This window comes from Armatimonas sp. (genome assembly GCF_043757465.1).
GTDB lineage: Bacteria > Armatimonadota > Armatimonadia > Armatimonadales > Armatimonadaceae > Armatimonas.
This window is the reverse complement of the sequence record NZ_JAYVPL010000091.1, coordinates 1-22,253: the sequence shown is the minus strand read 5'-3', so window position 1 is coordinate 22,253 and position 22,253 is coordinate 1. Positions and strand designations below refer to the sequence as shown.

At 59.0% G+C, this 22,253-nt stretch carries 22 protein-coding genes; 16 read left to right on the top strand and 6 right to left on the bottom strand.

The window, feature by feature from the left end; translation table 11 throughout:
* Positions 1–4: 4 nt before the first annotated feature.
* Positions 5–322: a hypothetical protein gene (locus tag ACH2ED_RS12035; protein ID WP_395091326.1), complete on the top strand. Its 318-nt coding sequence runs from the start codon at positions 5–7 to the stop codon at positions 320–322.
* Between the two features lie 12 nt (positions 323–334).
* Here ACH2ED_RS12035 and ACH2ED_RS12030 read toward each other — a convergent pair whose 3' ends face one another.
* The 5 genes from ACH2ED_RS12030 to recG all read right to left on the bottom strand — a co-directional run bounded on the left by ACH2ED_RS12030 (position 335) and on the right by recG (position 7,390).
* Complete coding sequence (locus tag ACH2ED_RS12030) at positions 335–1,000, bottom strand: CAAX prenyl protease-related protein (protein ID WP_395091324.1); 666 nt, start codon at positions 998–1,000, stop codon at positions 335–337.
* Complete coding sequence (locus ACH2ED_RS12025; RefSeq protein ID WP_395091322.1) at positions 997–1,608, bottom strand: hypothetical protein; 612 nt, start codon at positions 1,606–1,608, stop codon at positions 997–999. Before ACH2ED_RS12025 ends, ACH2ED_RS12030 begins: the two co-directional genes overlap by 4 nt.
* A 133-nt stretch (positions 1,609–1,741) precedes the next feature.
* Positions 1,742–3,964 carry a catalase/peroxidase HPI gene (gene katG, locus ACH2ED_RS12020; RefSeq protein ID WP_395091320.1) on the bottom strand — a complete coding sequence of 741 codons (2,223 nt, stop codon included), beginning with the start codon at positions 3,962–3,964 and terminating at the stop codon, positions 1,742–1,744.
* A gap of 373 nt (positions 3,965–4,337) precedes the next feature.
* Positions 4,338–5,258, bottom strand: coding sequence for a hydrogen peroxide-inducible genes activator (locus tag ACH2ED_RS12015; RefSeq protein ID WP_395091318.1), 921 nt, complete (start codon positions 5,256–5,258; stop codon positions 4,338–4,340).
* Between the two features lie 56 nt (positions 5,259–5,314).
* Entirely contained in the window at positions 5,315–7,390 is a 2,076-nt protein-coding gene (gene recG / locus ACH2ED_RS12010) for an ATP-dependent DNA helicase RecG (protein WP_395091316.1), read from the bottom strand.
* 643 nt (positions 7,391–8,033) lie between these two features.
* On the opposite strand from recG, the gene ACH2ED_RS12005 reads away from it, so the two are divergent.
* The 14 genes from ACH2ED_RS12005 (at position 8,034) to ACH2ED_RS11940 (ending at position 21,104) form a co-directional block, all read left to right on the top strand.
* Positions 8,034–9,599, top strand: a complete 1,566-nt coding sequence (locus ACH2ED_RS12005; protein WP_395091314.1) for a GspE/PulE family protein — start codon at positions 8,034–8,036, stop codon at positions 9,597–9,599.
* Between the two features lie 3 nt (positions 9,600–9,602).
* Complete coding sequence (locus ACH2ED_RS12000) at positions 9,603–10,823, top strand: type II secretion system F family protein (protein ID WP_395091312.1); 1,221 nt, start codon at positions 9,603–9,605, stop codon at positions 10,821–10,823.
* On the top strand, positions 10,820–11,233 hold the full coding sequence (gspG, locus tag ACH2ED_RS11995) for a type II secretion system major pseudopilin GspG (protein ID WP_395091310.1): 414 nt from the start codon (positions 10,820–10,822) through the stop codon (positions 11,231–11,233). The genes ACH2ED_RS12000 and gspG overlap by 4 nt, the downstream gene beginning before the upstream one ends.
* Complete coding sequence (locus ACH2ED_RS11990) at positions 11,234–11,782, top strand: Tfp pilus assembly protein FimT/FimU (protein ID WP_395091309.1); 549 nt, start codon at positions 11,234–11,236, stop codon at positions 11,780–11,782. It begins immediately after the preceding gene.
* Positions 11,775–12,164, top strand: a complete 390-nt coding sequence (locus tag ACH2ED_RS11985; protein WP_395091307.1) for a type II secretion system protein — start codon at positions 11,775–11,777, stop codon at positions 12,162–12,164. Before ACH2ED_RS11990 ends, ACH2ED_RS11985 begins: the two co-directional genes overlap by 8 nt.
* A complete protein-coding gene (locus tag ACH2ED_RS11980) occupies positions 12,161–12,910 on the top strand; it encodes a prepilin-type N-terminal cleavage/methylation domain-containing protein (RefSeq protein WP_395091305.1) in 750 nt (249 codons plus the stop codon). The genes ACH2ED_RS11985 and ACH2ED_RS11980 overlap by 4 nt, the downstream gene beginning before the upstream one ends.
* Positions 12,907–14,121 (top strand): type II secretion system protein GspK, encoded by a 1,215-nt coding sequence (locus ACH2ED_RS11975; RefSeq protein ID WP_395091303.1) that lies wholly within the window; start codon positions 12,907–12,909, stop codon positions 14,119–14,121. The genes ACH2ED_RS11980 and ACH2ED_RS11975 overlap by 4 nt, the downstream gene beginning before the upstream one ends.
* A complete protein-coding gene (locus ACH2ED_RS11970; protein WP_395091301.1) occupies positions 14,118–15,380 on the top strand; it encodes a PilN domain-containing protein in 1,263 nt (420 codons plus the stop codon). Before ACH2ED_RS11975 ends, ACH2ED_RS11970 begins: the two co-directional genes overlap by 4 nt.
* Positions 15,377–15,961, top strand: coding sequence for a type 4a pilus biogenesis protein PilO (gene pilO, locus ACH2ED_RS11965; RefSeq protein WP_395091299.1), 585 nt, complete (start codon positions 15,377–15,379; stop codon positions 15,959–15,961). The genes ACH2ED_RS11970 and pilO overlap by 4 nt, the downstream gene beginning before the upstream one ends.
* Positions 15,954–16,586 carry a hypothetical protein gene (locus tag ACH2ED_RS11960; RefSeq protein WP_395091298.1) on the top strand — a complete coding sequence of 211 codons (633 nt, stop codon included), beginning with the start codon at positions 15,954–15,956 and terminating at the stop codon, positions 16,584–16,586. The genes pilO and ACH2ED_RS11960 overlap by 8 nt, the downstream gene beginning before the upstream one ends.
* Positions 16,583–19,318 carry a secretin N-terminal domain-containing protein gene (locus ACH2ED_RS11955; protein ID WP_395091296.1) on the top strand — a complete coding sequence of 912 codons (2,736 nt, stop codon included), beginning with the start codon at positions 16,583–16,585 and terminating at the stop codon, positions 19,316–19,318. The genes ACH2ED_RS11960 and ACH2ED_RS11955 overlap by 4 nt, the downstream gene beginning before the upstream one ends.
* Before the next feature lie 94 nt (positions 19,319–19,412).
* A complete protein-coding gene (locus tag ACH2ED_RS11950) occupies positions 19,413–19,694 on the top strand; it encodes a DUF503 domain-containing protein (RefSeq protein WP_395091294.1) in 282 nt (93 codons plus the stop codon).
* 9 nt (positions 19,695–19,703) lie between these two features.
* On the top strand, positions 19,704–20,123 hold the full coding sequence (gene rbfA / locus ACH2ED_RS11945) for a 30S ribosome-binding factor RbfA (RefSeq protein WP_395091292.1): 420 nt from the start codon (positions 19,704–19,706) through the stop codon (positions 20,121–20,123).
* The gene (locus ACH2ED_RS11940; RefSeq protein ID WP_395091290.1) at positions 20,124–21,104 is read left to right on the top strand and encodes a bifunctional oligoribonuclease/PAP phosphatase NrnA; all 981 of its coding nucleotides are present in this window, start codon (positions 20,124–20,126) and stop codon (positions 21,102–21,104) included.
* Here the strand turns inward: ACH2ED_RS11940 and ACH2ED_RS11935 are convergent.
* Positions 21,094–21,993, bottom strand: a complete 900-nt coding sequence (locus tag ACH2ED_RS11935; protein ID WP_395091289.1) for a hypothetical protein — start codon at positions 21,991–21,993, stop codon at positions 21,094–21,096. The genes ACH2ED_RS11940 and ACH2ED_RS11935 overlap by 11 nt on opposite strands.
* A gap of 69 nt (positions 21,994–22,062) precedes the next feature.
* Between ACH2ED_RS11935 and ACH2ED_RS11930 the strand changes: the two genes are divergently transcribed.
* Positions 22,063–22,253: hypothetical protein (locus ACH2ED_RS11930; protein WP_395091287.1), on the top strand; the 191-nt coding region annotated here is incomplete at its 3' end.

The following is a 22,253-nucleotide window of genomic DNA, read 5'->3' as shown; positions in this document are numbered from 1 at the left end:
GACTATGATCAATATCTATTCTGCGGGCCGCACCGCGCTGTTGCGCTGCGATTCTCCGCTCTCGGGCGGGCCTGATCCCGCACTACTGCTGGCACAGATCGAACGCACGGGTGCGCGTGAGGTGCTCCTTGATACCACCCAGGCTTCCTGGGCCGACAGCGACGGCCTGCGCTGGCTTCTCTCGTTCCAGCAAACTCTCTCCACACACGGCCACTCTCTGCGGGTTGTGGCGCACGAAGGAGGCCGTGTGTGGCGCAATATCTCGCTCCTCCAGGCCGACCTGCCCCTCTTTGGAAGTGTGAAGGCCGCGCTGCACCACTAGCTTGACTCTACTTCACCAGTAATGCCACTTGCCTGTCAGCAAGACAAATATCCCAAGCGCCGCGTTGGTGACGCCATGCGCGACGATGCACGCGAGTAGGGATTTCGTGTGGCGCAGTAGCCCCGCCATCAGCGCCGCGTAGCCGATGGCCGCCAGCCACTCGGGGTGGGCGAGCGCAAAAAGCCCGGTGACAATCCCAAAGGCGGCGAGGGAAAACTGCCCGAGCGTCAGGCTTTTCCACTTGTCCTGGTCGGTTGCGTAGCGCAGCAGAAATGAGCGCCAGAAAACCTCCTCCATCACTGGGACGAGAAGCGCAAGGCCGATAAAGCGCACCGTGATAAAGCTATAGCGAAGCGTGGGATTCGCAATCGCCTCGAACGGGTTGTAGGCCGTGCGCGCTCCAATAGACCAGCCCGCTGGTTGGCGTGCATCCAGCTTCAGCCACAGCCACAGCCCGAGCAGTCCGGCAACAACGCCCAGCGCCACTGCTTTGCCGTCGCCACGAAGCTCGCTCTTCCACTCGCGGTGGAAATACAACAGCGCAATCAGTACCAGAAGCGCCTTGACGCTGTAAACGAAGGGATAGAGCGCGATCGGCAAGTAGCTCTCCAGCGCGGTCAGTACGAGAAAGAGTGCCATCGGGGCGGCGTAGGGAAGCCAGTCGGGTTTCTTGGTCAAGAAGCTGCTCCTCGTGCTATAGCCGTCAGTATTCCCAGGAGCCGCTCCAGGGGATGGATAGTTTCATTGTCCCGATCCACCGTCAGCTCTGTGCCCTCTAGCTTAACGAAGCGCCAGAGCTCGCCGGTGGTGACGGCTCCGTAGAGAGGAGACAGGGGTTTGTTGGCGCGCTGATTGAAGATCTGCGCGGCGAGCATCTCGGCGACACACTGGCCTAGGCCGGTGACGAGTTTCTCATTTTTAGCTTCGACCAGCGCAAAGACGGGGGCCTGGATGGTGAAGGGGTCGCGTGAGCGTGAGAGGAGATAGTCGCAGTAGCCATTGAGGCCGTTTTTAGGATCCACATTAAAGTCCACACCCGAGAACAGGCTGATCTGCGCCTGCAACTGACGGCGCACCTCGGCCAGAACCGGCATGATCAGCAGCTCCGAGCGAGCTTTCTCTGTCCCAATCGCCAGCGCCAGCGGCAGGTACTCGTCCAGTGTCGCCACCAGAAGCTCCCCCGGCGGCGCGGGCACCACTTCTGCGAAAAGCTCCTCATCATAAATCACACTCAGTCCGAATTTTTCTAATACTTCCGTCAGAGTTGTAAACTTCGAATAGGACATGGGCCTATTTTATCCCGATTTCGTGATCGAGATACTGCCGCTTCAGGAGCGTTTTCTTCTTTGACTCTTGCTATTTTGGAGCGAGGAGGGGGGAATCCCCCTCCCCGCGTCATTGGACGACAGAGCCGTAGGCTCAGGCTAGGTCGAAACGGTCAAGATTCATGACCTTGTTCCATGCACCCACAAAGTCCTTGACGAACTGCTCCTGCGAGTCTTCACATCCGTAGACTTCGGCGATGGCCCGTAGCTCCGAGTTTGAACCGAAGATGAGGTCCACACGTGTACCTGTCCACTTTAGGGCGCCTGTCGCACGATCATGCCCCTCGAACACCTCTTTGGTATCCGAACTCGCCTTCCATGTTGTGCTCAGATCGAGCAGGTTGACAAAGAAGTCATTGGTCAGAACCTCAGTGCGCTTCGTAAAGACGCCGTGTTTGGACTGGCCAAAGTTTGTATTCAGCACACGCATCCCCCCAACGAGTGCCGTCATCTCTGGTGCTGTCAGCATCATTAGCTGCGCCTTGTCAACCAGAAGCTCCTCGGGCAATGCCGTGTGTTTGGCATTCACATAGTTGCGGAAACCGTCTGCAGTGGGCTCTAAGACCGCAAAAGACGCGGTATCTGTCTGTTTTTGTGAGGCATCTGCTCGTCCTGGGGTAAACGGAACTTTCACGTTATGGCCCGCATTTTTTGCTGCCTTCTCGATGCCTGCACAGCCGCCCAGAACAATCAAGTCCGCGAGAGAGACCATCTTGCCGCCTGATTGCGCCTTGTTGAACGCTGTTTGGATACCTTCAAGCGTGTTGAGAACTTTCGTTAATTCGGCAGGATGGTTGACTTCCCAGTCTTTTTGAGGGGCCAGACGAATGCGTGCGCCATTTGCCCCACCGCGCTTATCGGAGCCACGGAAGGTTGCCGCCGACGCCCAAGCCGTGGATACCAGCTGAGACACCGTCAGTCCTGAAGCCAGTATTTTAGACTTCAGTGACACAATATCTTTTGTCTCAATGAGCTTGTGTGTCACAGTGGGAACCGGGTCTTGCCAGATCAATACCTCTTTTGGTACTTCGGAACCCATATAGCGTGAGCGTGGCCCCATATCGCGGTGCGTCAGCTTAAACCAGGCACGGGCGAAGGCATCGTCGAACTCCTTGGGGTTCGCCAGGAAGCGCCGCGAGATCTTCTCGTAGGCCGGGTCAAATCGCAGGGCAAGGTCGCTGGTCAGCATCATAGGAGCGTGACGTTTAGAGGGATTGTGTGCATCAGGTACGCTGTCCGCAGCTGCATTGCCCTTGGGTTTCCACTGTTGCGCCCCTGCCGGGCTCTTGGTTAGCTCCCACTCGTAGCCGAACAGGTTCTCGAAGTAGTTGTTGCTCCACTTCGTTGGGGTGGTTGTCCAAGCGCCTTCAAGACCACTGGTAATGGTGTCGCCTGCGTTTCCCTTGCCGTAGGCGTTTTTCCAGCCGAGGCCCTGCTCCTCAATGCTCGCGGCGGCGGGCTCTCTGTCCACGTACTTGCTGGGATCTGCGGCACCGTGGGTCTTGCCTAATGTGTGCCCGCCCGCAATGAGCGCCACTGTCTCCTCGTCGTTCATCGCCATGCGGCCAAAGGTCTCTCGGATGTCACGAGCCGAGGCGAGCGGATCCGGGTTTCCATTAGGGCCTTGGGGATTGACGTAGATCAAGCCCATCTGAACGGCACCCAGCGGATTCTCTAGCTGGCGGTCGCCTGTGTAGCGCTTATCCCCGAGCCACTCAGTCTCAGCGCCCCAGTAGATATCTTCCTGAGGCTCCCAGACATCTTCACGGCCACCCGCGAAACCAAAGGTCTTGAAGCCCGCAGACTCCAGAGCGCAGTTGCCCGCAAGGATCATTAAGTCTGCCCACGAGAGCTTCTTGCCGTATTTTTTCTTGATCGGCCAGAGCAGCAGACGTGCCTTGTCGAGGTTCGCATTGTCCGGCCAGCTATTGAGCGGGGCAAAGCGCTGCATCCCCGCGCCTGCACCGCCACGACCGTCCGAGATGCGGTAGGTTCCCGCGCTGTGCCACGCCATCCGAATGAAGAACGGCCCATAGTGACCGTAGTCGGCGGGCCACCAGTCTTGCGATGTGGTCATCAGGGCGAAGATATCTTTCTTCACCGCCTTCAGATCAAGAGACTTGAACGCTTCCGCGTAGTGGAACGCCTCGCCCATCGGGTTGGAGAGGGAAGAGTGCTGCCGGAGGATGTTCAGCCTCAGCTGATTGGGCCACCAGTCGTGATTTCTCGCTCCACCACCTGCACCTTGTCTTAGGGTTCCACTGCTAAACGGGCACTTGCTCGCACCGTTATTGTCTGCTGATGTGTTACTTTCCATATACTCCTGCCTAGTCGTTGAAATGGGGACGTTGTTTGTGTCAAGGGCATTCTCTGACCGGAGCAAGCTCCGGGGTATCCCGGGGAATCCGGCTGCGCCAGAGGTCAGAGAACAGCCTAACGCTACCAGAAAAGCGCGTCGGCTGCTCATCAGAAAATACTCTCGTTCCGCATCGTTGTTGGTATCACTCATTATAGCTGCTCCGTCGCGCTTTGGTCAGATGCCGACTCGCGACCGAGGGCCAGGGGGAAGTGTGTTTGCATAGCCCCATTGTCGCCGGGAGCGAGGGCCAGATCAACGCCTCTCCGCCGAAGCAAAGCTTCGGATTTTCCGATGGATCGCCGATTCGGCTGAGGGAGAATATTCTTTACAGCTACGTGGGCTCTAGCAGGGGTTGGGTATCGGGGAGGCGGCGGAGGAAGGCAACGAGGCTTTGGGCATCACGGTCGTCCTTGCCGGTTTTACGGGTCACGAGCGCGATGGTTCTTCCCGGTGTCGGGGGGGCAAATGAGATTGCCTTGATGGCCGCATCCGGGCGACGAGTGGCGAGGGCGGGCAGGATCGCGCACCCGAGGCGGGCGGCGACCAGCGCCCGCTGCGTTTCTAGCCCCGCCGCGTGCACCAGCCGCCGGTGTGCCAAGTAGCCTGTGCCACATGCGGCCAGCACCTGATCGCGCAGGCAGTGCCCAGGCTCCAGTAGAAGTAGCTCCTCCAGCGGGACATCCGCGACCGTAAGCACGTCTTTTTGGGCAAGGGGATGCTCCAGAGCGACTCCCAGCCAGAACGGCTCCCTAAAGAGCGGCCAGAGTGCCAGATCACTCTCGTCCTGCGGCAGTGCGAGAAGGGCTGCATCTATGTGCCGGGTACGCAGCATCCGCACTAGCTCGTCGCTGAGCGCCTCGGTGAGCACGAGCTGGAGCCTCGGGTAGCTGGCCAGCAGGCCCGGCAGAACCAATGGAAAGAGATACGGCGCGAGGGTTGGGAACGCACCAAGGCGAAAACGGCCACAGAGTGGGGCAGACGCTGACTGAAAGGTCTGGGCGAGGACGGCAGACTCCTCTAAGACGATCAGCGCCTGACGCACGACACTCTCGCCCTCAGGGGTTAGCCCGACATGCCGACTGGATCGCTCAAACAGCGGCTTCCCGAATGCCACCTCGATTTTCTTCACGGTGGCAGAGAGGGTTGCCTGGCTCAGGCCGAACTCCTCGGCGGTGCGTGCAAAGTGGCGGCGCTCTGCGAGGATCACGAGCAGGCGTAGGTCACGGAGCGAGAGGTTTTCGATACGATCCATCAGGCACTATCGTAGCATACGAATGGGGTAAATCAAGCAATAAAAGAGGGGGCGGATTACGGAGCGGCGATGAGCGCCTCCGAAGCGCGTTTGTGGGCGGCGACGGCTTGTTTGAGCAGGGCATTTTCGGGGCGGATGAGCTGTGGGTCGCGGCTGAGCAGGTCGAAGGCGTCGGTGCGGGCTTCGAGGAGAATGTCCTGGTCACGCAGCACATCGGCGACTTTGAGGCTGGGGATGCCGGACTGGCGCGTGCCGAAGAACTCACCGGGGCCACGGAGTTTCAGATCCTCTTCGGCGATCACGAAGCCGTCGCTGGTGGCGCACATCACCTCCATGCGCGCCGTGCCATCGGGTGTGGCGGGATCAGCGAGAAGCACACAAAACGACGCGTGCTCACCGCGCCCGACCCGGCCACGCAGCTGGTGAAGCTGTGCCAGCCCGAAGTTGTCGGCGTCCTCGATCACAATCACAGCGGCGTTGGGCACGTCCACACCCACTTCGATCACGGTTGTTGCGACGAGGACTTGGTGCTCATTTTTACGGAAAGCTTCCATCACGGCGTCTTTCTCATCGGACTTGAGCTGCCCGTGAAGCAGGCCGATGGAGAGCTCGGGGAAGACATGGGTTTTTAAGTGCTCGGCTAGGTGCGTCGCCGCTTTCGCCTCGCGCTTCTCGGACTCCTCGACCAGCGGGCAGACGATAAAGGCTTGCCGCCCCTGAGTCACCATTTGTTTAATGCCCGCGTAGACTTTGTCCTGCTCAGCGCGGCGTTTCCAGTGCGTGCGGATCGGCTTGCGGCCCGGCGGCAGCTCATCGAGAATCGAGACATCTAAGTCGCCGTAGACCGTGAGGGTGAGCGTGCGCGGGATCGGGGTTGCGGTCATGACCAGCACATCGGGCCGAACGCCTTTGTCTGAGAGCGCGGCGCGCTGCAAGACCCCGAAGCGGTGCTGCTCATCAATCACCACGAGGCCAAGCTTATGAAAACCCACGCTCTCCTGGATCAGCGCGTGTGTCCCGACGACCACACTGGTCTCGCCGCTGAGCAGACGCTCTTTCACGGCGGCTTTCTCCTTGGCGGGCCGCGATCCGGTCAGCAAGTCCACGCGCAGGCCCAGCTCCTCTAGTCTTGCCCGGATGCTCTTGAGGTGCTGCTCGGCGAGAATTTCGGTGGGGGCCATGAGCGCCGCCTGATACCCGCCGCGCGCCGCAATGGTCATCGCCGCCATCGCCACGGCTGTTTTTCCCGAGCCGACATCGCCCTGAATCAGCCGGTTCATCGGGGTGGGAGAGGCCATGTCGCTTCCTAGCTCCGCGATTACGCGCTCTTGAGCGCCAGTGAACGTGAAGGGGAGAACCGTGCGCAGCTCCATCACGGGGCCGATAGCATCGGGAAAGGCGATCCCTGGCTGACGGGCCACCTCGCGCTTCTTCTGGGCCACTAATATCTGCAGCGCGAGCAGCTCTTCATAGGCCAGCCGGTGCCGGGCGGCTTGCAGTGCTTCGTCGCTCTCGGGGTAGTGAATATTGCGGAGCGCGGCCTCAATGCCCGGGAGATTTCGCCGCTTGCGCAGGGCATCGGGGAGGGCATCGTCGAACTCGGCGGCACACAGATTCACGGCCTCGTAGGCGAAGCGGCGCAGGCGGGTCTGGGAGAGGCCCTCCGTGAGCGGATAGACCGGGACGATCCGTCCAATGGCCAGCGAGTCCACGGAGCCGTCTTCGTCAATGGCCTCCCACTCGGGCGTATTGATCTCCGGGGCGTAGCGGCGCTTCACCTGACCGTAGGCCACCACCTGCTTGCCGATCAGCTTCTCGAAAGTCGCTTTCATGCGCCACTGGTTGAACCAGGTCAGCGATGCCAGCACCCGCGAGCCGTCGTCGAGCGTCACTTTGGTGAGGACGAGCTTATTGCGCAGTGGCTTGTTCTCCACCGCCGTGACTTTCCCTAAGATTGTCGCGTACTCGCCATCGCGCACGTCGCCGATCTTCACAAAACGGGTGCGGTCTTCGTAGCGGCGCGGAAAATGCCCGACCAGCTCACGCAGGGTGCGGATTTGCAGCTTCCAGAGCGTCTCCGCCAGCTTCTCCCCGACGCCTTTGAGTTTAGTGACGGGAAGATCGGGGGCCATAGTGTGCCTATTGTACCCGAGCAAACTCCGCCATTTAGGAGAGGGGAAACCCACACTACGATAAGCTATAAAGCGAATCTATTTTGGGGCGGTGGAAAGCTCATGAAGGAGCACAATAATACGATCTCAATTTCATGACGGACAAATCTAGGCTCGCGTACATTGCTCATAGAAGGTATCGGGATGGAAAAAGAGAGAAATTCTGTCAGAAACAGGTTCTTTGTGGGTGCTTAGTCGGGTGTTCATGGTAGTGGGGTGCTAATTATTTTGCTGGGATGAGAACCTCTATGTTATCTCAAGAAAACGATCCTTTTATGCGGACATATAATTTTTTCCAGTGAGATGAATCTGCTGAATCCAGTGCCGTTAAGTGCCCTGTATGAGATATTAACCCGTATTAACTTAAGTGTTATAAACTATGAAAAGCTGAATCCTCGCTGTGGCGTTTTGTTTTTCTTGATATAATGGGAACTAAGGACGTTGTTTAGCAGTTACATACCACGTATGTCTAAAGTGCTAAAAGATTAAAAAATAATTAATGGGTGCTTAGCCTCCAGTTTCACTTTTTTTTCACGATGATGTTTATAATATGAGTAAGGGCCACGAACTTTTAGAGACGGATAACGTCTTTACTGTGAATAACATGACTGCTTCAGAACCGATCACTCTACCTCCTCTTGAAGATGCATTTGAGCATGTTGATCTTGAGATCACACGACCTCAGGACGAAGCGGTCTCGCTGGTTCCGGGAGACTTCGCGCTCAAGTACCAGATCCTGCCGCTGAAATTGCACCACGGCACTCTTGTGGCTGCTATTGGTTCGCCTCTTTCTCTGGGGGCTGTGGATGAGCTAGGGGTTTTGCTACAAAGGCCCACTCGTGCTGTTCTTGCGCCGCCTGCCATCATCAAGGAAAAGATCGAGGAGATTTTTTTGGAGAAGATCCTGGCGGGTCTTCCAGGGCAGGGTGATGATGCCAATGCCATAGACGCCGACGAGAATACGGATCTGGCGGATCTGCAGAAGATGGCGGGGGAGACGGCTGTGGTGCAGATGGTCAACCTGATCTTTGCACAGGCAGTGCGTGATGGGGCATCGGATATCCATATCGAGCCCTACGAGAAAGAAGTCAGGATTCGCTGCCGCATAGACGGCATGCTGCGCGCCATGATGGCTCCGCCCAAGCGCATGCACGCCGCGATCGTCTCGCGCCTGAAGATTCTCGGCGAGATGAATATCGCCGAGCGCCGCTTGCCTCAAGACGGGCGCATTAAGATCATGATTGCCGGGCGCGCCATTGATGTCCGTGTCTCGATTGTACCGACGGTCTTTGGCGAGCGGGCCGTGATGCGTATCCTGGATAAAGGCACCGCGATGCTGGGCCTTGCGGAGCTGGGCATCCAGCCGGACATGCTGGAGCGCTACCGCCAGATCATCAAAGTGCCCTACGGCGTGATCCTGGCGACGGGCCCGACCGGTGCGGGAAAGTCCACGACGCTGTATGCGTCGCTACAGGAGATCTGGTCGCCGACTACCAATATCTTGACCATTGAGGATCCCGTTGAGTACCAGGTGCCCGGCATCAGCCAGATTCCCGTGCGCGCCGCGATCGGCCTGACGTTTGCTAATGGGCTTCGCAGTATCGTGCGCCAGGACCCGGATGTGATCATGGTCGGAGAGATTCGCGACCACGAGACGGCGGAGATCGCGATTCACGCGGCGCTGACCGGGCACTTAGTCTTCTCCACCCTGCACACCAACGACTCCCCTGGCTCGGTGACGCGCCTTCTGGACATGGGGGTCGAGCCGTATCTCGTGGCCTCCTCGCTGATCGGTGCCGTGGCTCAGCGCCTCGTGCGCCGCGTCTGCCCTAGCTGCGCGACACCCTACTTGCCCGAGAGTGAGATCCTTGAGGGAGTGGGGATTACGCCGCACGAATGGGCGGGAAGTGCTCCGTTTCGAAAAGGCATGGGCTGCGAGAAGTGCCAGGGAAGCGGCTACAAAGGCCGTGTCGGTCTCTACGAGCTTTTTGTGATTGATGAGCCGATCCGCCGGATGACCGTGGATCGTGCCAGCTCCAACCAGATGAAGGACTATGCTGTCAAGACCTACGGGATGCGGACGCTCCTGGGAGACGGCAAGCTGGCGGTGCTGGCGGGCAAGACAACTCCTGAAGAGGTTCTGCGTGTCTGTCAGCGGGAGGCACTCTAAGCCATGGCGGCGCTGAGTTTCTCGTACACCGCGATGGATGCCAGCGGTGCACAGCGCACGGGCGTGATCGAGGCGGAGACCAAAGAGGCCGCACTGGCGCGGCTCGATGCCGAGGGACGCTTCGTTCTTGAGATCAATGAGGCCAAGAGCTCCGTGGCCACTGCGGGTTCGAGTTTTGGCGGACGGCGTGCACCGTCGCGCCAGGAGCTCGCGCTCTTTACACGGCGGCTTGCCGATCTGTCGCAGGCGGGGCTCCCGCTGGATCGTGTGCTTCAGGTGGTAGCAGAGCAGTCTGAAAGCCAGGTACTCCGGGAAGTCTGTGAGCAGACTCTGGAGGATGTACGCTCTGGTATGCCTGTCAGTCAGGCACTGAGCAAGCACCCTAAGTTCTTCAATGAGGTCTTCACGCAGACCCTGCGCGCTGGGGAAGCCAGTGGCCAGTTTCCCGAAGTGGCGGGGCGGCTGGCGGATTTCCAGGAAAAAGAGGTCGCACGGCGCAGCCAGATCAGCGGTGCCCTGGTCTATCCAGCGATCCTGGCGTCTACGGCAGTGTTCGTGGTGTTGTTCTTGCTCTTGTTTGTGGTTCCCCGTCTCTCTGGGGTCTTCAAGTCTTTGGGCAACGACTTGCCGTTGACCACCAAGATGCTTCTCGCGAGCACCGATTTTATTACTAAAAACTGGATCCTGGTTCTTGCGGTGCTTATTGGAGGGAGTCTGCTGGTCAAGGGCTGGCTGGCGACTGCAAACGGGGCGTATCAGCGAGATAAGTTTATGCTGAAAGCGCCTCTGATTGGGCCGGTGGTGATGAAGGCGACGATCTCACGCTTCGCCCGCGTGCTGGGGACACTGGTCTATGGGGGGGTTCCGATCCTGGAGGCGCTGGATATTGCCGGGCTCTCCGCGGGCAACCGGGTGTTCCAGACAAGTGCTAAAGAGGTCTCCGAGGAAGTGCGTAATGGGCGCCCTATCGCGGAGGCCATGCAGGATACCGGAACCTTCCCGCCGGTGCTGACCCACATGGTGGCTATTGGTGAGGAGACAGGGGATCTGCCGCGTATGCTCGGGCGTGTCTCGGACAGCCTCGACTTCGAGGTTGACACGGGGATGCGTCGTCTTGTCTCTATGGTGGAGCCGGTGATTGTTCTGACTATGGGAACGTTTGTAGGGTTTGTTGTTTTGTCGGTGCTCTTGCCGATATTTCAAGCGCAGGAAACAATTAAATGAAAAAACAAAAACGTGCGTTTACGCTTATTGAGATGCTGGTTGTGGTGTTGATCCTGGCGATTTTAGCCGCTCTGATTGTTCCGCGTGTGGTTAACCGCACGGGGGATGCCAAGCGTGCTAAGGCTGCCAGCGATATTGCGACTCTTTCCGGTTTGCTCTCGCAGTACAAAGTGGATACCGATCAGTTCCCCACTACCGAACAAGGGCTGATGGCACTACAGTCGCAGCCGAGCGGGATCAATAACTGGCGTGGCCCTTACACGCAGAAGGCAATCTCTACCGATCCCTGGCAGAACGATTATATCTACGAGTCGCCAGGACCCGACGGCCAGGACTTCATCATCGCATCGTATGGTGCGGACAGCGCTCCTGGTGGTGAGGGTGATGCCTCGGATATCACGAGCGAATAGATGACTGCCTCCTCCCCGGCCCCCGCCCGGCGGGGAAGCTTGTTCACGCTGATTGAGGCGACGGTAGTGATTACGATACTTGCTTTGCTGGCAGCGCTGGTAATGCCCAATACGGTTGCGCTTCAGCGCTCACGCGAGGTGCAGAGCCTTAAATCAAGCATTCTACGCTTGCCCGCTGAGGCGCAAAACGAGGCCCGCAAGAGCCAGCAAGCCATCACCCTACGCGCGGAAGGCAGCAGCACCCTCGTGCTGGAGCGGATTGGGAAAGACACGACGGATATCACTGAGTTTAAGCGACTGAGCTTAGGCAAAGAGATTCAACTTGATGCAGCCCAGCTAGAGGGCAAGAGCACGGATCTGGCTTCGTGGGAGTGGACTATCTATCCTGATGGCTCGGCCCGTGTCGGGCGGCTGGAATTTGTGGAAGGGAATCAGATTCTCAGCCTGAGCCTGCCAGGGGCGGGCGAGCTGCCCCGCTGGAGTAGCACCAATGCGATCGAGCCCGGCGAAGAGCGCTGGAGTGCGGGGGAGCTGCAAAAACGTGGGTAAGCGCGCCTTCACTCTAGTGGAAATGCTGGTCACTACGGCGCTGGTTGGGATTGCACTGTCCGGGGTGCTGACGGCACTAGGGCGGCTCTCTCGCAGCGATGCCTATGCCCGGAATGCAGAGCTTCTTCAGCGGCTGGCCGTCCAGAAGCTAGCGGAGCTGCGTGTCGAGAGTGATCTGCGAACGGCGGCTACCAAAGGGGACTTCTCCGCCGAGGGCTACGCGGATGCCCAGTGGACTCTTGAGCTTCAAGCCACCGAGGATGCGAATGTGGAGGAAGCGACGATTACGGCGGTGCGGGGTGAGGCGGAGCAGGTGATCTCTGAGCGGGTCTTCTTCCGGCCAGAGACAACTACCACAGGAACAGGGACAAGCGGACAGTGAGTCAAGACCGACGAAGACGAAAGCGACGGGCAGGGGTTTCCCTGCTGGAGCTACTGGTGGTGCTCGTGATGATGGGCATTCTCACCAGTGCGCTTGTCTACGCCTTTGTCGGGGGACTGGACATGCAGCGCCGCCAAGCACAGCGCCAGAGTGAGCAGAACCCGGCGGCGCGGGTGGAGAAACGTATCACCCGTCTTCTGGAAGGCGCACTGCTCTCGGAAGACACTGCGGACACGACAACATATTTTGTTGCCGCCGCTGAGCAGGGCGACGGTAAGCTGGGAGCGGATCGGCTGACATTTACAACGGACTCTCTGGGGCTTTCACTGGCGACCCAGCAGAGTACCGATGATTTTGAGACCCAGCACGAGCAGTTTGGCCCACAAGGAGGCATCACCGAGGTCTCGTTAGGAATTGCACCCGTCGGGGGAGACGCCACGAGCACCACGGGGCTCTTTGAGCGTTTGCAGCAGCCCGCTGATGGCGATGCGACACAAGGCGGCACGGAGTCGGTGCTAGAGCCTGCGGTGACGCAGCTTGGCTTTGAGTTCTATGATGGTACCGAGTGGGTCACGATCTGGGATACCCTAAGCGGCACGCGGCGGCTTCCCGCAGCAGTGCGAGTGAGCTACACGCTCGCCACAGACTCTGAGGCCCAGACGCATACTTTTGTGGTACCACTGGCCGCTAGCGATGTAGATTCCGACAATCCCGCTACTGCTACCAGTACGGGAGGCACGGCATGAGACGAGGAAAGAAGCGAGCGCAGCGCGGTGGGGTGATGGTGCTGACCCTCGTGATCCTGGCCGGCTTACTCGCTCTCTTAGCCACTTTTGCCGCGAACCAGAACACCTACCTCAATACCACGATGAACACTCTGCGCGAGCGTCGTGCGGAGGCAGCCGCTCGCTCTGGGCTCGCAATCGCGCTCTCGGGCTTGCAAGAAGTCACGACGAATCTGGTGAAGCTAGACGACGACTGGGCACTCGTCGGTGGAAATGGCACGACGGCGACGGAGCTAACTAGCGGGGCAACCTACCGAGTCCAGATTCTGGATGCGGGCAGTCGGCTCAACATCAATACTCTTACGGAGACGCAGCTCCAGACTCTACCCCTTACCAGTGAGCAGGTCGCCAGTGTTCTTGACTGGCGCGAGGCCGGTCAGCAAGCGCGCACTGAGGGGGCCAAGGATCAGTTCTACAATGAGCTGCTGACTCCCTACAACACCAAGCTCGCCAATTTCACAACGCTCACGGAGCTGGCCTTAGTGAAAGGCTGGACGGCGCGTACTCTTTATACCCCTGAGGCCGAGGAGATTACCGCTACTAACCTTCTGGAAGACGAGGTGGGGGAGACGCTGGCACTGATCAGTGTGCTGACTGTCTCCAGTGGGTCGCCCAACACCACGGCCAGTGGGGGCGCCCGTACCAACTTGAACCAGCAGAACCTGAGCCCCCTGACAATGCTCCAGCTCGGGCTACCGGTACAGCTTGTGACCCAGGGACCGTTCACATCGTTTGCTAACCTACTGGGCCGCAATGGGGTCGCACCACAAGCCGCGCAACAAGTTCTCGATACGGCGAGCTTCTCCACCCAGACACGCCTCACGGGCAAGGTGAATATCAACACGGCACCCGAAGCGGTACTCCTCAGCCTGCCCGGGATGACTTCCGATATTACCAGTGCAATTGTCACGCGCCAGAGCACGGGCTTCGCCTCCCTGGGCGAGCTGACCAGCATTCCCGCACTGACAGGTGCTCTGCTGGGCCAGGTCGCCGATGCGGTGTGTGTGGGGAGCGATACGTTTATCGTGCGGGCTTGGGGCGAGAGTGGGGGGGCGGGAGTCGCACTGGAGGCGCTGGTGGGGATTCGCAATAGTAAACCGCAGGTGCTCAAACTTGAGCGCATCAATTCAACAACAATACCAGCGTGGTGGCGCTGGGAGGGGACATTATGAAAGGGAGAACGCTGCCAACCCTCCACCTTGAGTGGGCTCCAGGCACGGTGCTGGCGATGGATCGCGCCGATAATCGGCGCGCACGGGGCGCGGATATCTCGGAGCTGGGACGCTTTATCCGAGGACATAAAGAGGCGCTGGTGGGTGTCAGCCGAAGCTGCGTGTTCCTCAAGACCCTCCGTCTGCCCAAGGCAACTCCGGAGGAGCTGCGCCGACTGCTCAACCTGCGGCTGGGGCAACTTTTCCCCGTGCCTGCCAGCGATTTGGCGTTTGATGCCATCCAGACAGAGGATCAGAATGCGGAGGGGTGGCTCACGCTGGTGGCCGCCATGCGCGCCCAGGATCTCGTCCAGTTGCGCATGGAGCTGGCTCAGGCCGGTTTGAAGGCAACACGGATCTTTCCGGTTGCTCTGGCTGCACCCGCGATTGCCGCGCGCCCCGATGCGCTGGTGGTGGATAAGCTCCCCACCGGAATCAACCTGGATGTGGTTCAAGGGGGTATCGTGCGCTTCAGCCGTATGGCGCCCGAGGACGCCAATCTCGGGATGGAAGCGCAGCGCACTCTCATGGCGGCCGGGGCTGGACCACTGGATGCCGTTCGTGGACGAACTCTTGAGGCGCTGCACTTCGCGCCTGAGTTCTCCTTCGCTCTGAACGAGGATCGTGCCAAAGAGAGCAAGAAGCGCCTGGGAGATAAGAGCCGACTGTCGCTCTTATTGCTGGTTTCGTCGTTTCTGCTGGCTGGTTATATCTGGGTCACTCGGACGGAAGCACAGGCTACGGTTGATAAATCGAAAGCGAGCTGGGACGGGAAACTTAAGAAACTCACGGCGATCCGCGATGCGGAACAGGCGAAGGCGGGCCGTGCGCTACTCGTACGCGAGAGCCTGAACCGTGCCTTTATGCCCGCGCAGCCGCTCAGTGATATTATCAAGGCCGCCAGCAACACGCTTCCTGAGGGGGTCTGGTTGATTGGAATGAACACGGAGCGGGGCAAGCCGCTCCAGCTCCGAGGAACCGCCAAGACAGGGCAGCAGGTGGCTCAGCTCGTGAATAGCCTCAGTGTCAGCCCTAGGTTCCGGGACGTGAAGCTGGTCTTTGCCAACGGCGGGAAGATTGAGGAGACTCCAATCGTGCAGTTCAATGTTGCCGCGACTGCTGTGGGGAACTTGCCCATGCCCGCGCCTGAGAAAACGGGGAAGAAGGCGACCCGAAGTAGGATCGCTCCGAAAGTTGCGAGCGTAGGGGGTAGTCAATGAAAAATCCGCTTCTTAACTTTAAGAATCCTCAAGAGGCAGGGCCTAGTGCAGTGATCCTAGCCGCTCTGGTGATCTTAGCGGGCTCACTAGCCTTTATACTCCTGGTGCCGGAGCCCACAACGGATGGGATTGCAAAAGTCAACGTCAAAAAACGGACGCAGCTTCTTGCTCAGATCGAGACGACCCAGAGTGAGGGTCAGCAGGCACACGCACTGGCGACGGCGCGGCTCTGGCAAGGGGATCCAGACACGATCACCGCTGCTGTTCTGGCTCGTCTGACACAGGAGGCCAATGGCCACAAGCTCAAGCTCTCCGCGTTTCGTCCCCAGCGCCTGCAGAACCTGCCGGAGCTGACTGAGCTGCCCTTCAGCGTCCAGGTTTCCGGCCCCTATCCTGCGGTTCATGCATTTGCAGCCACTCTAGATGCACCAGGCAGTAAGCTCTCACTGCGCTCGCTCCAGCTCGCGTCCAGCGATGCCAGCTCCAATGCCGTGAGCGCGACCCTGGGGCTCTCGGCCTTTATCCCGGCGTTGCCCAGCTCCACAAACACAGAGACGAAGGGGGGGGCTACTCATGGCTAAGATCAGTAAACCCGTTGGATGGTTCGCCTTCCTGGCGGTGGTAGGAGGAGTTGCCTTCTACTTTTTAGGAGATTCTGAGGGCGGTAAGCGGCGAACTGCACATAGCCCCCCGAAGGCGAAGATCACGGCACCGCCCGGCTTTCCTGAGTCCGACATGACGGCGACATTTGTGCGCCTGACCAGCCCCCTGCGCGACTCCTTTACCCCGAAAATTGTGGTGGCGAAGCCGCAGCCCCCTGGAGGCGGAGCATCTGTTGTTGCCAAACCGACATGGGCACTCACAGGGATTTATGTCTATAATGGAGTCAAGCTTGCCCTGCTGGAGAACGCTGCTACCGGGGAATCTAAGAGCGTCAAAGCGGGCGAGACCTGGATGGGGCAGCAGATTCTTTCGGTGACGGCGAGCGGAGTCATGCTGGCCAATGGCGCCCAGATGGTCTTCGTGGAGCCACCGTCCGAAACGCAGTCCAGTGTAATGCCTGTCTTATTACCCAACGGGCCGACAGTGCCCGGTGTTGGAGTGCCGCGACAAGGTGTCGCCGCCGATCCCCAGTCAAATCGTCCACTGACAATTAACCTGCCACCCGGAGTGGCACCAACCCAATCTACGCGGAGCCAACCATGAAAACAAACAGAATCTTTCGTCACTTTCCGCTACTGCTACTGGCAGTGACTGTCACACCTTCTGCCGCGCTCGCCCAGTTCGACCAGGGCGGCTTTGGCAATTTCGGGGGCGGGGGCGCAATGGACTTCCCCAAGCCCGCGTGGGAGCAGTTCAAGCTCAATCCCAAGACCCGTCTGAAGCTAGACTTCCGCAATGCAGGCGTGGATGCTGTGCTCAGTGTTTTTAGCGAGGCCAGTGGGATCGCCTTCGTGAAAGACCCCACCTTGACGGGGGTACTCACGCTTCAGAGTCCGACGAGTCAAACACTCAAAGATGCTTTCGCACAGCTCAATGCTGCGCTGGGGCTCCGGAACTTTGACATGACGAAGAGCGGGAATTTTCTCATGATCAAGGCCCGCCCACAGTCCGGTCGTGGCGGTAGTAGTGGGCGTGGGACCGGCTTTCCCACGGGATTTGATCCCAGTATGTTCTCTGGCCGTGGCGGCGGTAGCACCACCAGTACGGCTCCGAAGGTCTACCAGCTCAAGTACGCCAGTGCCTCGCAAGTGGCTCGCGTGATCAACGATGTCTTTGCGGGTTCCGGGCAGCAGAACAATCCTCTGGCAGGGCTTCTGGGCGGTGGTATCCCGGGCGCAACCGGGGGGATTCCCCCGACTACTGCGCCTGGTGGCGGGGGTAATGGCCCTAGTGCAGGCCCTGATCCCGACCCGCAGCGTGGTGGCGGTGGCTTTGGCGGCGGTGGTCAGCGCGGCGGCGGCTTCTCCAGTATGTTTGGTGGCGGTGGCCAAGGCGGCGGGGGCTTAGCAAGCCTGTTTGGTGGCGGTGGCTTCGGGCGGGGTGGGGCTAGCGCCTCCGTGGTACGTGCCTCTGCCGATGACTACTCCAACTCGGTGATTGTGAACGCACCCACACGGGAGCAAGGTCAAGTCGCGGATCTTATCGAGGAGATAGATAAGCAGACTGAGCAGCCGCAAAAATCCCAGGTCTTCCCGCTTCAGTTCGCCAATGCATCCGATCTAGTAACCGTTGTACAGAACGTACTCATCGCCAATATCCCTCGCGGGCGGGGCGGCGCAACGGGTTCGCAGCAGACCATTGACCAGCGCTTCGGCGGCGGCGGTGGCTTTGGGGGCTTCGGGGGGCGTGGCGGCGCGGCAGCGGGACAGGGTAATGTCGTGGCGGAGGGACGAACCAACTCGCTGATTATTACCGGCACACAGGAAAACCTGGATCTTGTCGGTAAAGTGGTTAAAGAGCTGGACAAGCCCATTACGTTTGAGAACAGTACGTTCGTAATTACTCTGGAGAATGCGCGCGCCGATCAGATGGCCGATGTGCTGAGCCAGAGCTTTGGGAGCCGCTCAAACTCTCGCAATACAGGACGCACCACGACAGGACAGACCGGGGCAGCGAGTCGAAACAACACAAATAGTCGCAACACCGGCGGTGGCGGCAGCAACAGCCCTGCATCGCTAGGGGGGCGGAGCCAAGATGCACCGATCTCCGTGGGGCTCGCGGACCCGACGGCGAACGCGGGTGAGCTAGCGACCAATGTCACTGTTCAGCAAGGCTTTGGCGGCTTCGGTGGCTTTGGGGGGGGGGGCTTCGGCGGCTTCGGCGGTGGCCAGGGAGGTACCACTCGCTCGTCGCAGCAGAGCCAGGGAACCCGTGGGCTCGATGCCAATGGCCGCGTGGTGAACCTGCGCGATCTCACGGGGCAGGTGACTGTCATCCCGGACATCAACACCAATAGCATCATTATCGTGACATCGCCCGAGAACCGTGCGCTGCTACAGCAGATCGTCGAGCAGCTTGATAAGATCCCCGAGCAGGTGATGATCGAGACACTGATTGTCGAGGCGAGCCTGGATGCCACCAATAAAATGGGGGTGGAGTGGAACTTCACCCAGGGAACCGGCAGTGTGCTGGGGGCGCTCGGAGCCAAAGACACCAAGGGCGCAGGGACGGTTCAGTTTGGCAGTCAGACCACATCAACCCAGCCTCAGGGCATGCGCTACACGCTCACGGGAGGCCAGTACGGCGCGTTCCTTCAGGCACTCAAGACCGATGCACGCTTCGAGGTGCTCTCCTCACCGCGTATCTTCACGAGTAACAACTCCACTGCGGAGATCAATATCAGCCAGAGCTTGCCGTATGTGACCAGTCAGCAGACCAATGCCAATGGGGTGCTGACGTTTAACTACTCGTTTCTCGATGTGGGAATCATTCTGACGGTCACGCCCCGTATTACGTCCAATGGCTATGTCACGATGGATGTTACCCAGACCGCCAACGACTTTGTGCGCTACACGGACTTCAATGCTCCAATCATCAATCAGCGCGAGGCCCAGACCACGGTCAGTGTCAAAGACGGTGAGACGATTGTGCTGGGAGGGATTATCAAGGACTCCATCTCGGCCACGGTCAATAAACTCCCGGTGCTGGGCGATATTCCCGTGCTGGGCAAGCTCTTCCAGTCCAACTCAACCACCAAGAGCAAGACTGAGCTGCTCGTCTTCCTCACCCCGCGCATCGTCCGAGACTCAGACGAAGCCCGAAAGCTGCGGGAAGACACCCAAAAGCAGATGCAGTCCAAGCTCAAGGACAAGCTGCCTGAGTTCAGTATCCCGGACAAAGACAAGCCCAAGGAAATTGTGAAGCCCAAGGACAGCACGAAGCCCAAAGAGACTGTTAAGCCCAAAGAGGGCGAGAAGAAAAAGATCGGCGGGTAGAGCCCTAGACGATATAATCAATCCGGCACCTTCCTAACAAGGGGGCCGGATTTTATTTTGGCTGTCCGCCCCAAGCGCTGTGCGGGCTCTGCTCATGCATATCGGTGTTCTCACTCTCTGCCTCTCCCTCGGCTATGCCGACTCTCTCAAAGACAAACGCCAGGCGATAAAGAGCCTGGTGGCACGTGTGCGAAACAAATTCAATGTGTCTATCGCGGAAGTGGACGATCTGGATATTTGGCGACGGGCCACACTTGGTGTTACGGTAGTGAGCAATAGTGCCCTTCTCGCCAACCAAATACTCCAAAAGGTGATAGATTACGTGGATAACGATGCCAATGTGGTTTTAGACGACTACGGTATCGAGATGCTTTAGAAAGAAACTATGCCGACACTACGACAGGCACGGGTTGCTGAGATGATCAAGCGCGACCTGGCCGAAATTTTGAGTAAAGACGTGGGCGATCCCCGCGTGGCCCTGGTCAGTGTGACCGATGTGGAAGTGGCGCAGGACTTTTCCATTGCCAAAGTATTCATCTCCGTGATGGGCGATGAGCAGGAGAAACATGCCGCGATGAAGGCGTTGCGCAGTGGCGCAGGCTTTATCCGGGGGCGGCTGGGCTCCCTGCTGGAGCTGCGGACGGTGCCGATGCTGGTTTTTCGTTTTGATGAGGGCATTGACCGTGGTGTTCGAATGTTTGAGCTCCTGCGCGAGGAGCAGCAGTTCGCCGCGAGCATGCCCCCCGCTACGGAAGAGGAGCTTGCCGCCGTGCGTGAGGAAATGGCCGAGGAAACCGGAAAGTAGATGGCACTCAACCCCAATGCTCCGCTGGATCGGGAAGGGCTCGATGAGGCGGTGCAAGCTGTCTGGAGCGCGACGCGGATCGTACTGGCTTGCCATGTAAACCCCGACGGGGATGCCATCGGCTCGATGCTGGGCTTCGGGCTGGGGCTGGAGGCGCTGGGCAAGGAAGTTACCTATCTCTCTGCGGATGGCGTCCCAGAGACACTGGCCTTTCTGCCGGGCATCGAAAAAATACAGACCCACACAGACCGCCGAGACTTTGGCCTCGGTGTGGGCTTGGATGCGGGCGATCTGAAGCGGCTTGGCGAGAATGCAGAGACGGTGCTCTCCGCTCCGCTGGTAATGGATATTGATCACCACGTGACCGGCGGACAGTTCGGGCAGGTGCGCCTTCTCGATGCCACGTCGGCATCCACGGCGGAGCTGGTCTACGATCTCTTGCTTGCGCTTGGTGTCGAGCTTACCCCCGAGATTGCGCAGTGCCTTCTCTGCGGCGTGCTGACGGACACGGGGAGCTTTAGATTCTCGAACACCAAGCCCCGCACGATGGCTGTCGGTGGCGCACTGATCGCCGCTGGAGCCTCGCCCACCGTGATCTACGAGAGTGTCTACGAGAACGCCAGCTTCGGGGCGCAAAAACTTTTAGGCCGCGCGATGGACCGCATGGCCCGCAGCGCCGATGGCAAGCTGGTCTGGTCCTGGGTGATTCAATCCGACTTCACCGAGTTCGACGCTACCGACAAAGACACGGATGGGATCGCCACCGCGCTTCGTGCCGTCCGTGGCGCGGAAGTGGCAATGTTCCTGCGCCAGATGCCCTCGGGCAAGCTACGGGTTAGCCTGCGTGCCCAAGAACCCTGGGACGTCGCCGCCGTTGCCGCAAGCTTTGGTGGTGGTGGCCACAAGCTCGCATCAGGCTGCTCGCTGGATGGCCCCCCTGAGGCCGCCGTTGCCGCGCTTCTTACCGCGCTCACCGCCTGAGCATAGTGTCCAGAGCGCGAAAGAAGAGCTGGGCATTGGGAAAGGCGGCGTACTCGAATCGGTAGACACCATCCCGACCAATGCCCAGAAAGCCCGCCTTCCCTCCCTTGCGCCAGATCGTCACATAGCCATCGTTCACGGAGACCGAGGCAAGTTCTGCCAGGGGAATCTCATCGGTTTTTTCTTTCTGCGTGAAGGTGATTCCTCGGCTGGAGAGGGTCAGAAGCGGGCCATTTTCGATGGGGAACTCTTTGGACTTGCCTGCCCAAAGGTCGCGCATCAGAGGCGTTTGAAGGGCTTGGGTATAGGCACGTTCTGCGCTCTTGCCAAAATGAAACTCATTGCCAGAGGGGATATTGTCTTTCAAGGAAAAATACATTCCATCAATGATGAGCTTCTCCTCAGGGAGTGGCGTCAGAAAAGCGAAGCCATAGTCAGTGCCCGTGTAGATACCATGGTTGAAGTTGCGGCTTGTCCGAACATGTAGCCTGATCTCAGAAGTAAAGAGAAGGGTTTGCTCAGACTCTTTACCGAGCTTTCGCTGCCAGATAAATATCCCTTTCTCCCCGACATATGTGATGCGTGCGGCAGGAGCAAAGAGGTAGAGGGTTCCAAGAAAGCAGGGCATCGCAAAGAGGGGATAGAGCCAGGTTGGCCCGTCGAAGTAGACAATCATATAGGCAAAGACGCAGCCGCCCGCTCCACACGTCGCTGCTATGACCAGTGCCTTCAGCCAGCCAAGCCAGGGAATCTTTCCGGGCTGAAGGGTGGAGAACGCGCTCTGAAGCGGCCCAATCTCCGTGGGCACGTTGCAAAAGAGCCGACTCGCTTCCATCGGTTGATCCGCGTGGCTATTTACCGAGATCTCACTGCTTGACACACGTTGCATAATGCAAATTATACAAAATTTCCAGCTTCTATCGGCGCTTTCGGGCAACTGAGACGGTATAATTTCGTTATGTCACTGACTCTTGATCCCGAAATAGAGACCCAGGTTCGTAGGGAAGCGGCTCGGCGTGGGGTGAGTCCTCAGGATTTCTTGCGGGGAACCCTGAATAGCGTACGGGTACATTCCCCGGAGCTTGCTCCGCGTCCGCTTGGAACGTCCGGGCATCTCTCAGGATGCCCGGTTCCCTTTGAGCTTCGGCT

What these genes read in the sequence shown, in the direction of transcription:
- ACH2ED_RS11940 (WP_395091290.1), top strand. Translation starts at nt 20,124, where the DNA reads ATGGCACTCAACCCCAATGCTCCGCTGGATCGGGAAGGGCTCGATGAG.
- ACH2ED_RS12005 (WP_395091314.1), top strand. Translation starts at nt 8,034, where the DNA reads ATGACTGCTTCAGAACCGATCACTCTACCTCCTCTTGAAGATGCATTT.
- ACH2ED_RS11950 (WP_395091294.1), top strand. Translation starts at nt 19,413, where the DNA reads ATGCATATCGGTGTTCTCACTCTCTGCCTCTCCCTCGGCTATGCCGAC.
- ACH2ED_RS11935 (WP_395091289.1), bottom strand. Translation starts at nt 21,993, where the DNA reads ATGCAACGTGTGTCAAGCAGTGAGATCTCGGTAAATAGCCACGCGGAT.
- ACH2ED_RS11955 (WP_395091296.1), top strand. Translation starts at nt 16,583, where the DNA reads ATGAAAACAAACAGAATCTTTCGTCACTTTCCGCTACTGCTACTGGCA.
- gspG (WP_395091310.1), top strand. Translation starts at nt 10,820, where the DNA reads ATGAAAAAACAAAAACGTGCGTTTACGCTTATTGAGATGCTGGTTGTG.
- rbfA (WP_395091292.1), top strand. Translation starts at nt 19,704, where the DNA reads ATGCCGACACTACGACAGGCACGGGTTGCTGAGATGATCAAGCGCGAC.
- ACH2ED_RS12000 (WP_395091312.1), top strand. Translation starts at nt 9,603, where the DNA reads ATGGCGGCGCTGAGTTTCTCGTACACCGCGATGGATGCCAGCGGTGCA.
- ACH2ED_RS11975 (WP_395091303.1), top strand. Translation starts at nt 12,907, where the DNA reads ATGAGACGAGGAAAGAAGCGAGCGCAGCGCGGTGGGGTGATGGTGCTG.
- ACH2ED_RS11970 (WP_395091301.1), top strand. Translation starts at nt 14,118, where the DNA reads ATGAAAGGGAGAACGCTGCCAACCCTCCACCTTGAGTGGGCTCCAGGC.
- ACH2ED_RS12015 (WP_395091318.1), bottom strand. Translation starts at nt 5,258, where the DNA reads ATGGATCGTATCGAAAACCTCTCGCTCCGTGACCTACGCCTGCTCGTG.
- pilO (WP_395091299.1), top strand. Translation starts at nt 15,377, where the DNA reads ATGAAAAATCCGCTTCTTAACTTTAAGAATCCTCAAGAGGCAGGGCCT.
- ACH2ED_RS11990 (WP_395091309.1), top strand. Translation starts at nt 11,234, where the DNA reads ATGACTGCCTCCTCCCCGGCCCCCGCCCGGCGGGGAAGCTTGTTCACG.
- ACH2ED_RS12025 (WP_395091322.1), bottom strand. Translation starts at nt 1,608, where the DNA reads ATGTCCTATTCGAAGTTTACAACTCTGACGGAAGTATTAGAAAAATTC.
- ACH2ED_RS11960 (WP_395091298.1), top strand. Translation starts at nt 15,954, where the DNA reads ATGGCTAAGATCAGTAAACCCGTTGGATGGTTCGCCTTCCTGGCGGTG.
- recG (WP_395091316.1), bottom strand. Translation starts at nt 7,390, where the DNA reads ATGGCCCCCGATCTTCCCGTCACTAAACTCAAAGGCGTCGGGGAGAAG.
- ACH2ED_RS12035 (WP_395091326.1), top strand. Translation starts at nt 5, where the DNA reads ATGATCAATATCTATTCTGCGGGCCGCACCGCGCTGTTGCGCTGCGAT.
- katG (WP_395091320.1), bottom strand. Translation starts at nt 3,964, where the DNA reads ATGGAAAGTAACACATCAGCAGACAATAACGGTGCGAGCAAGTGCCCG.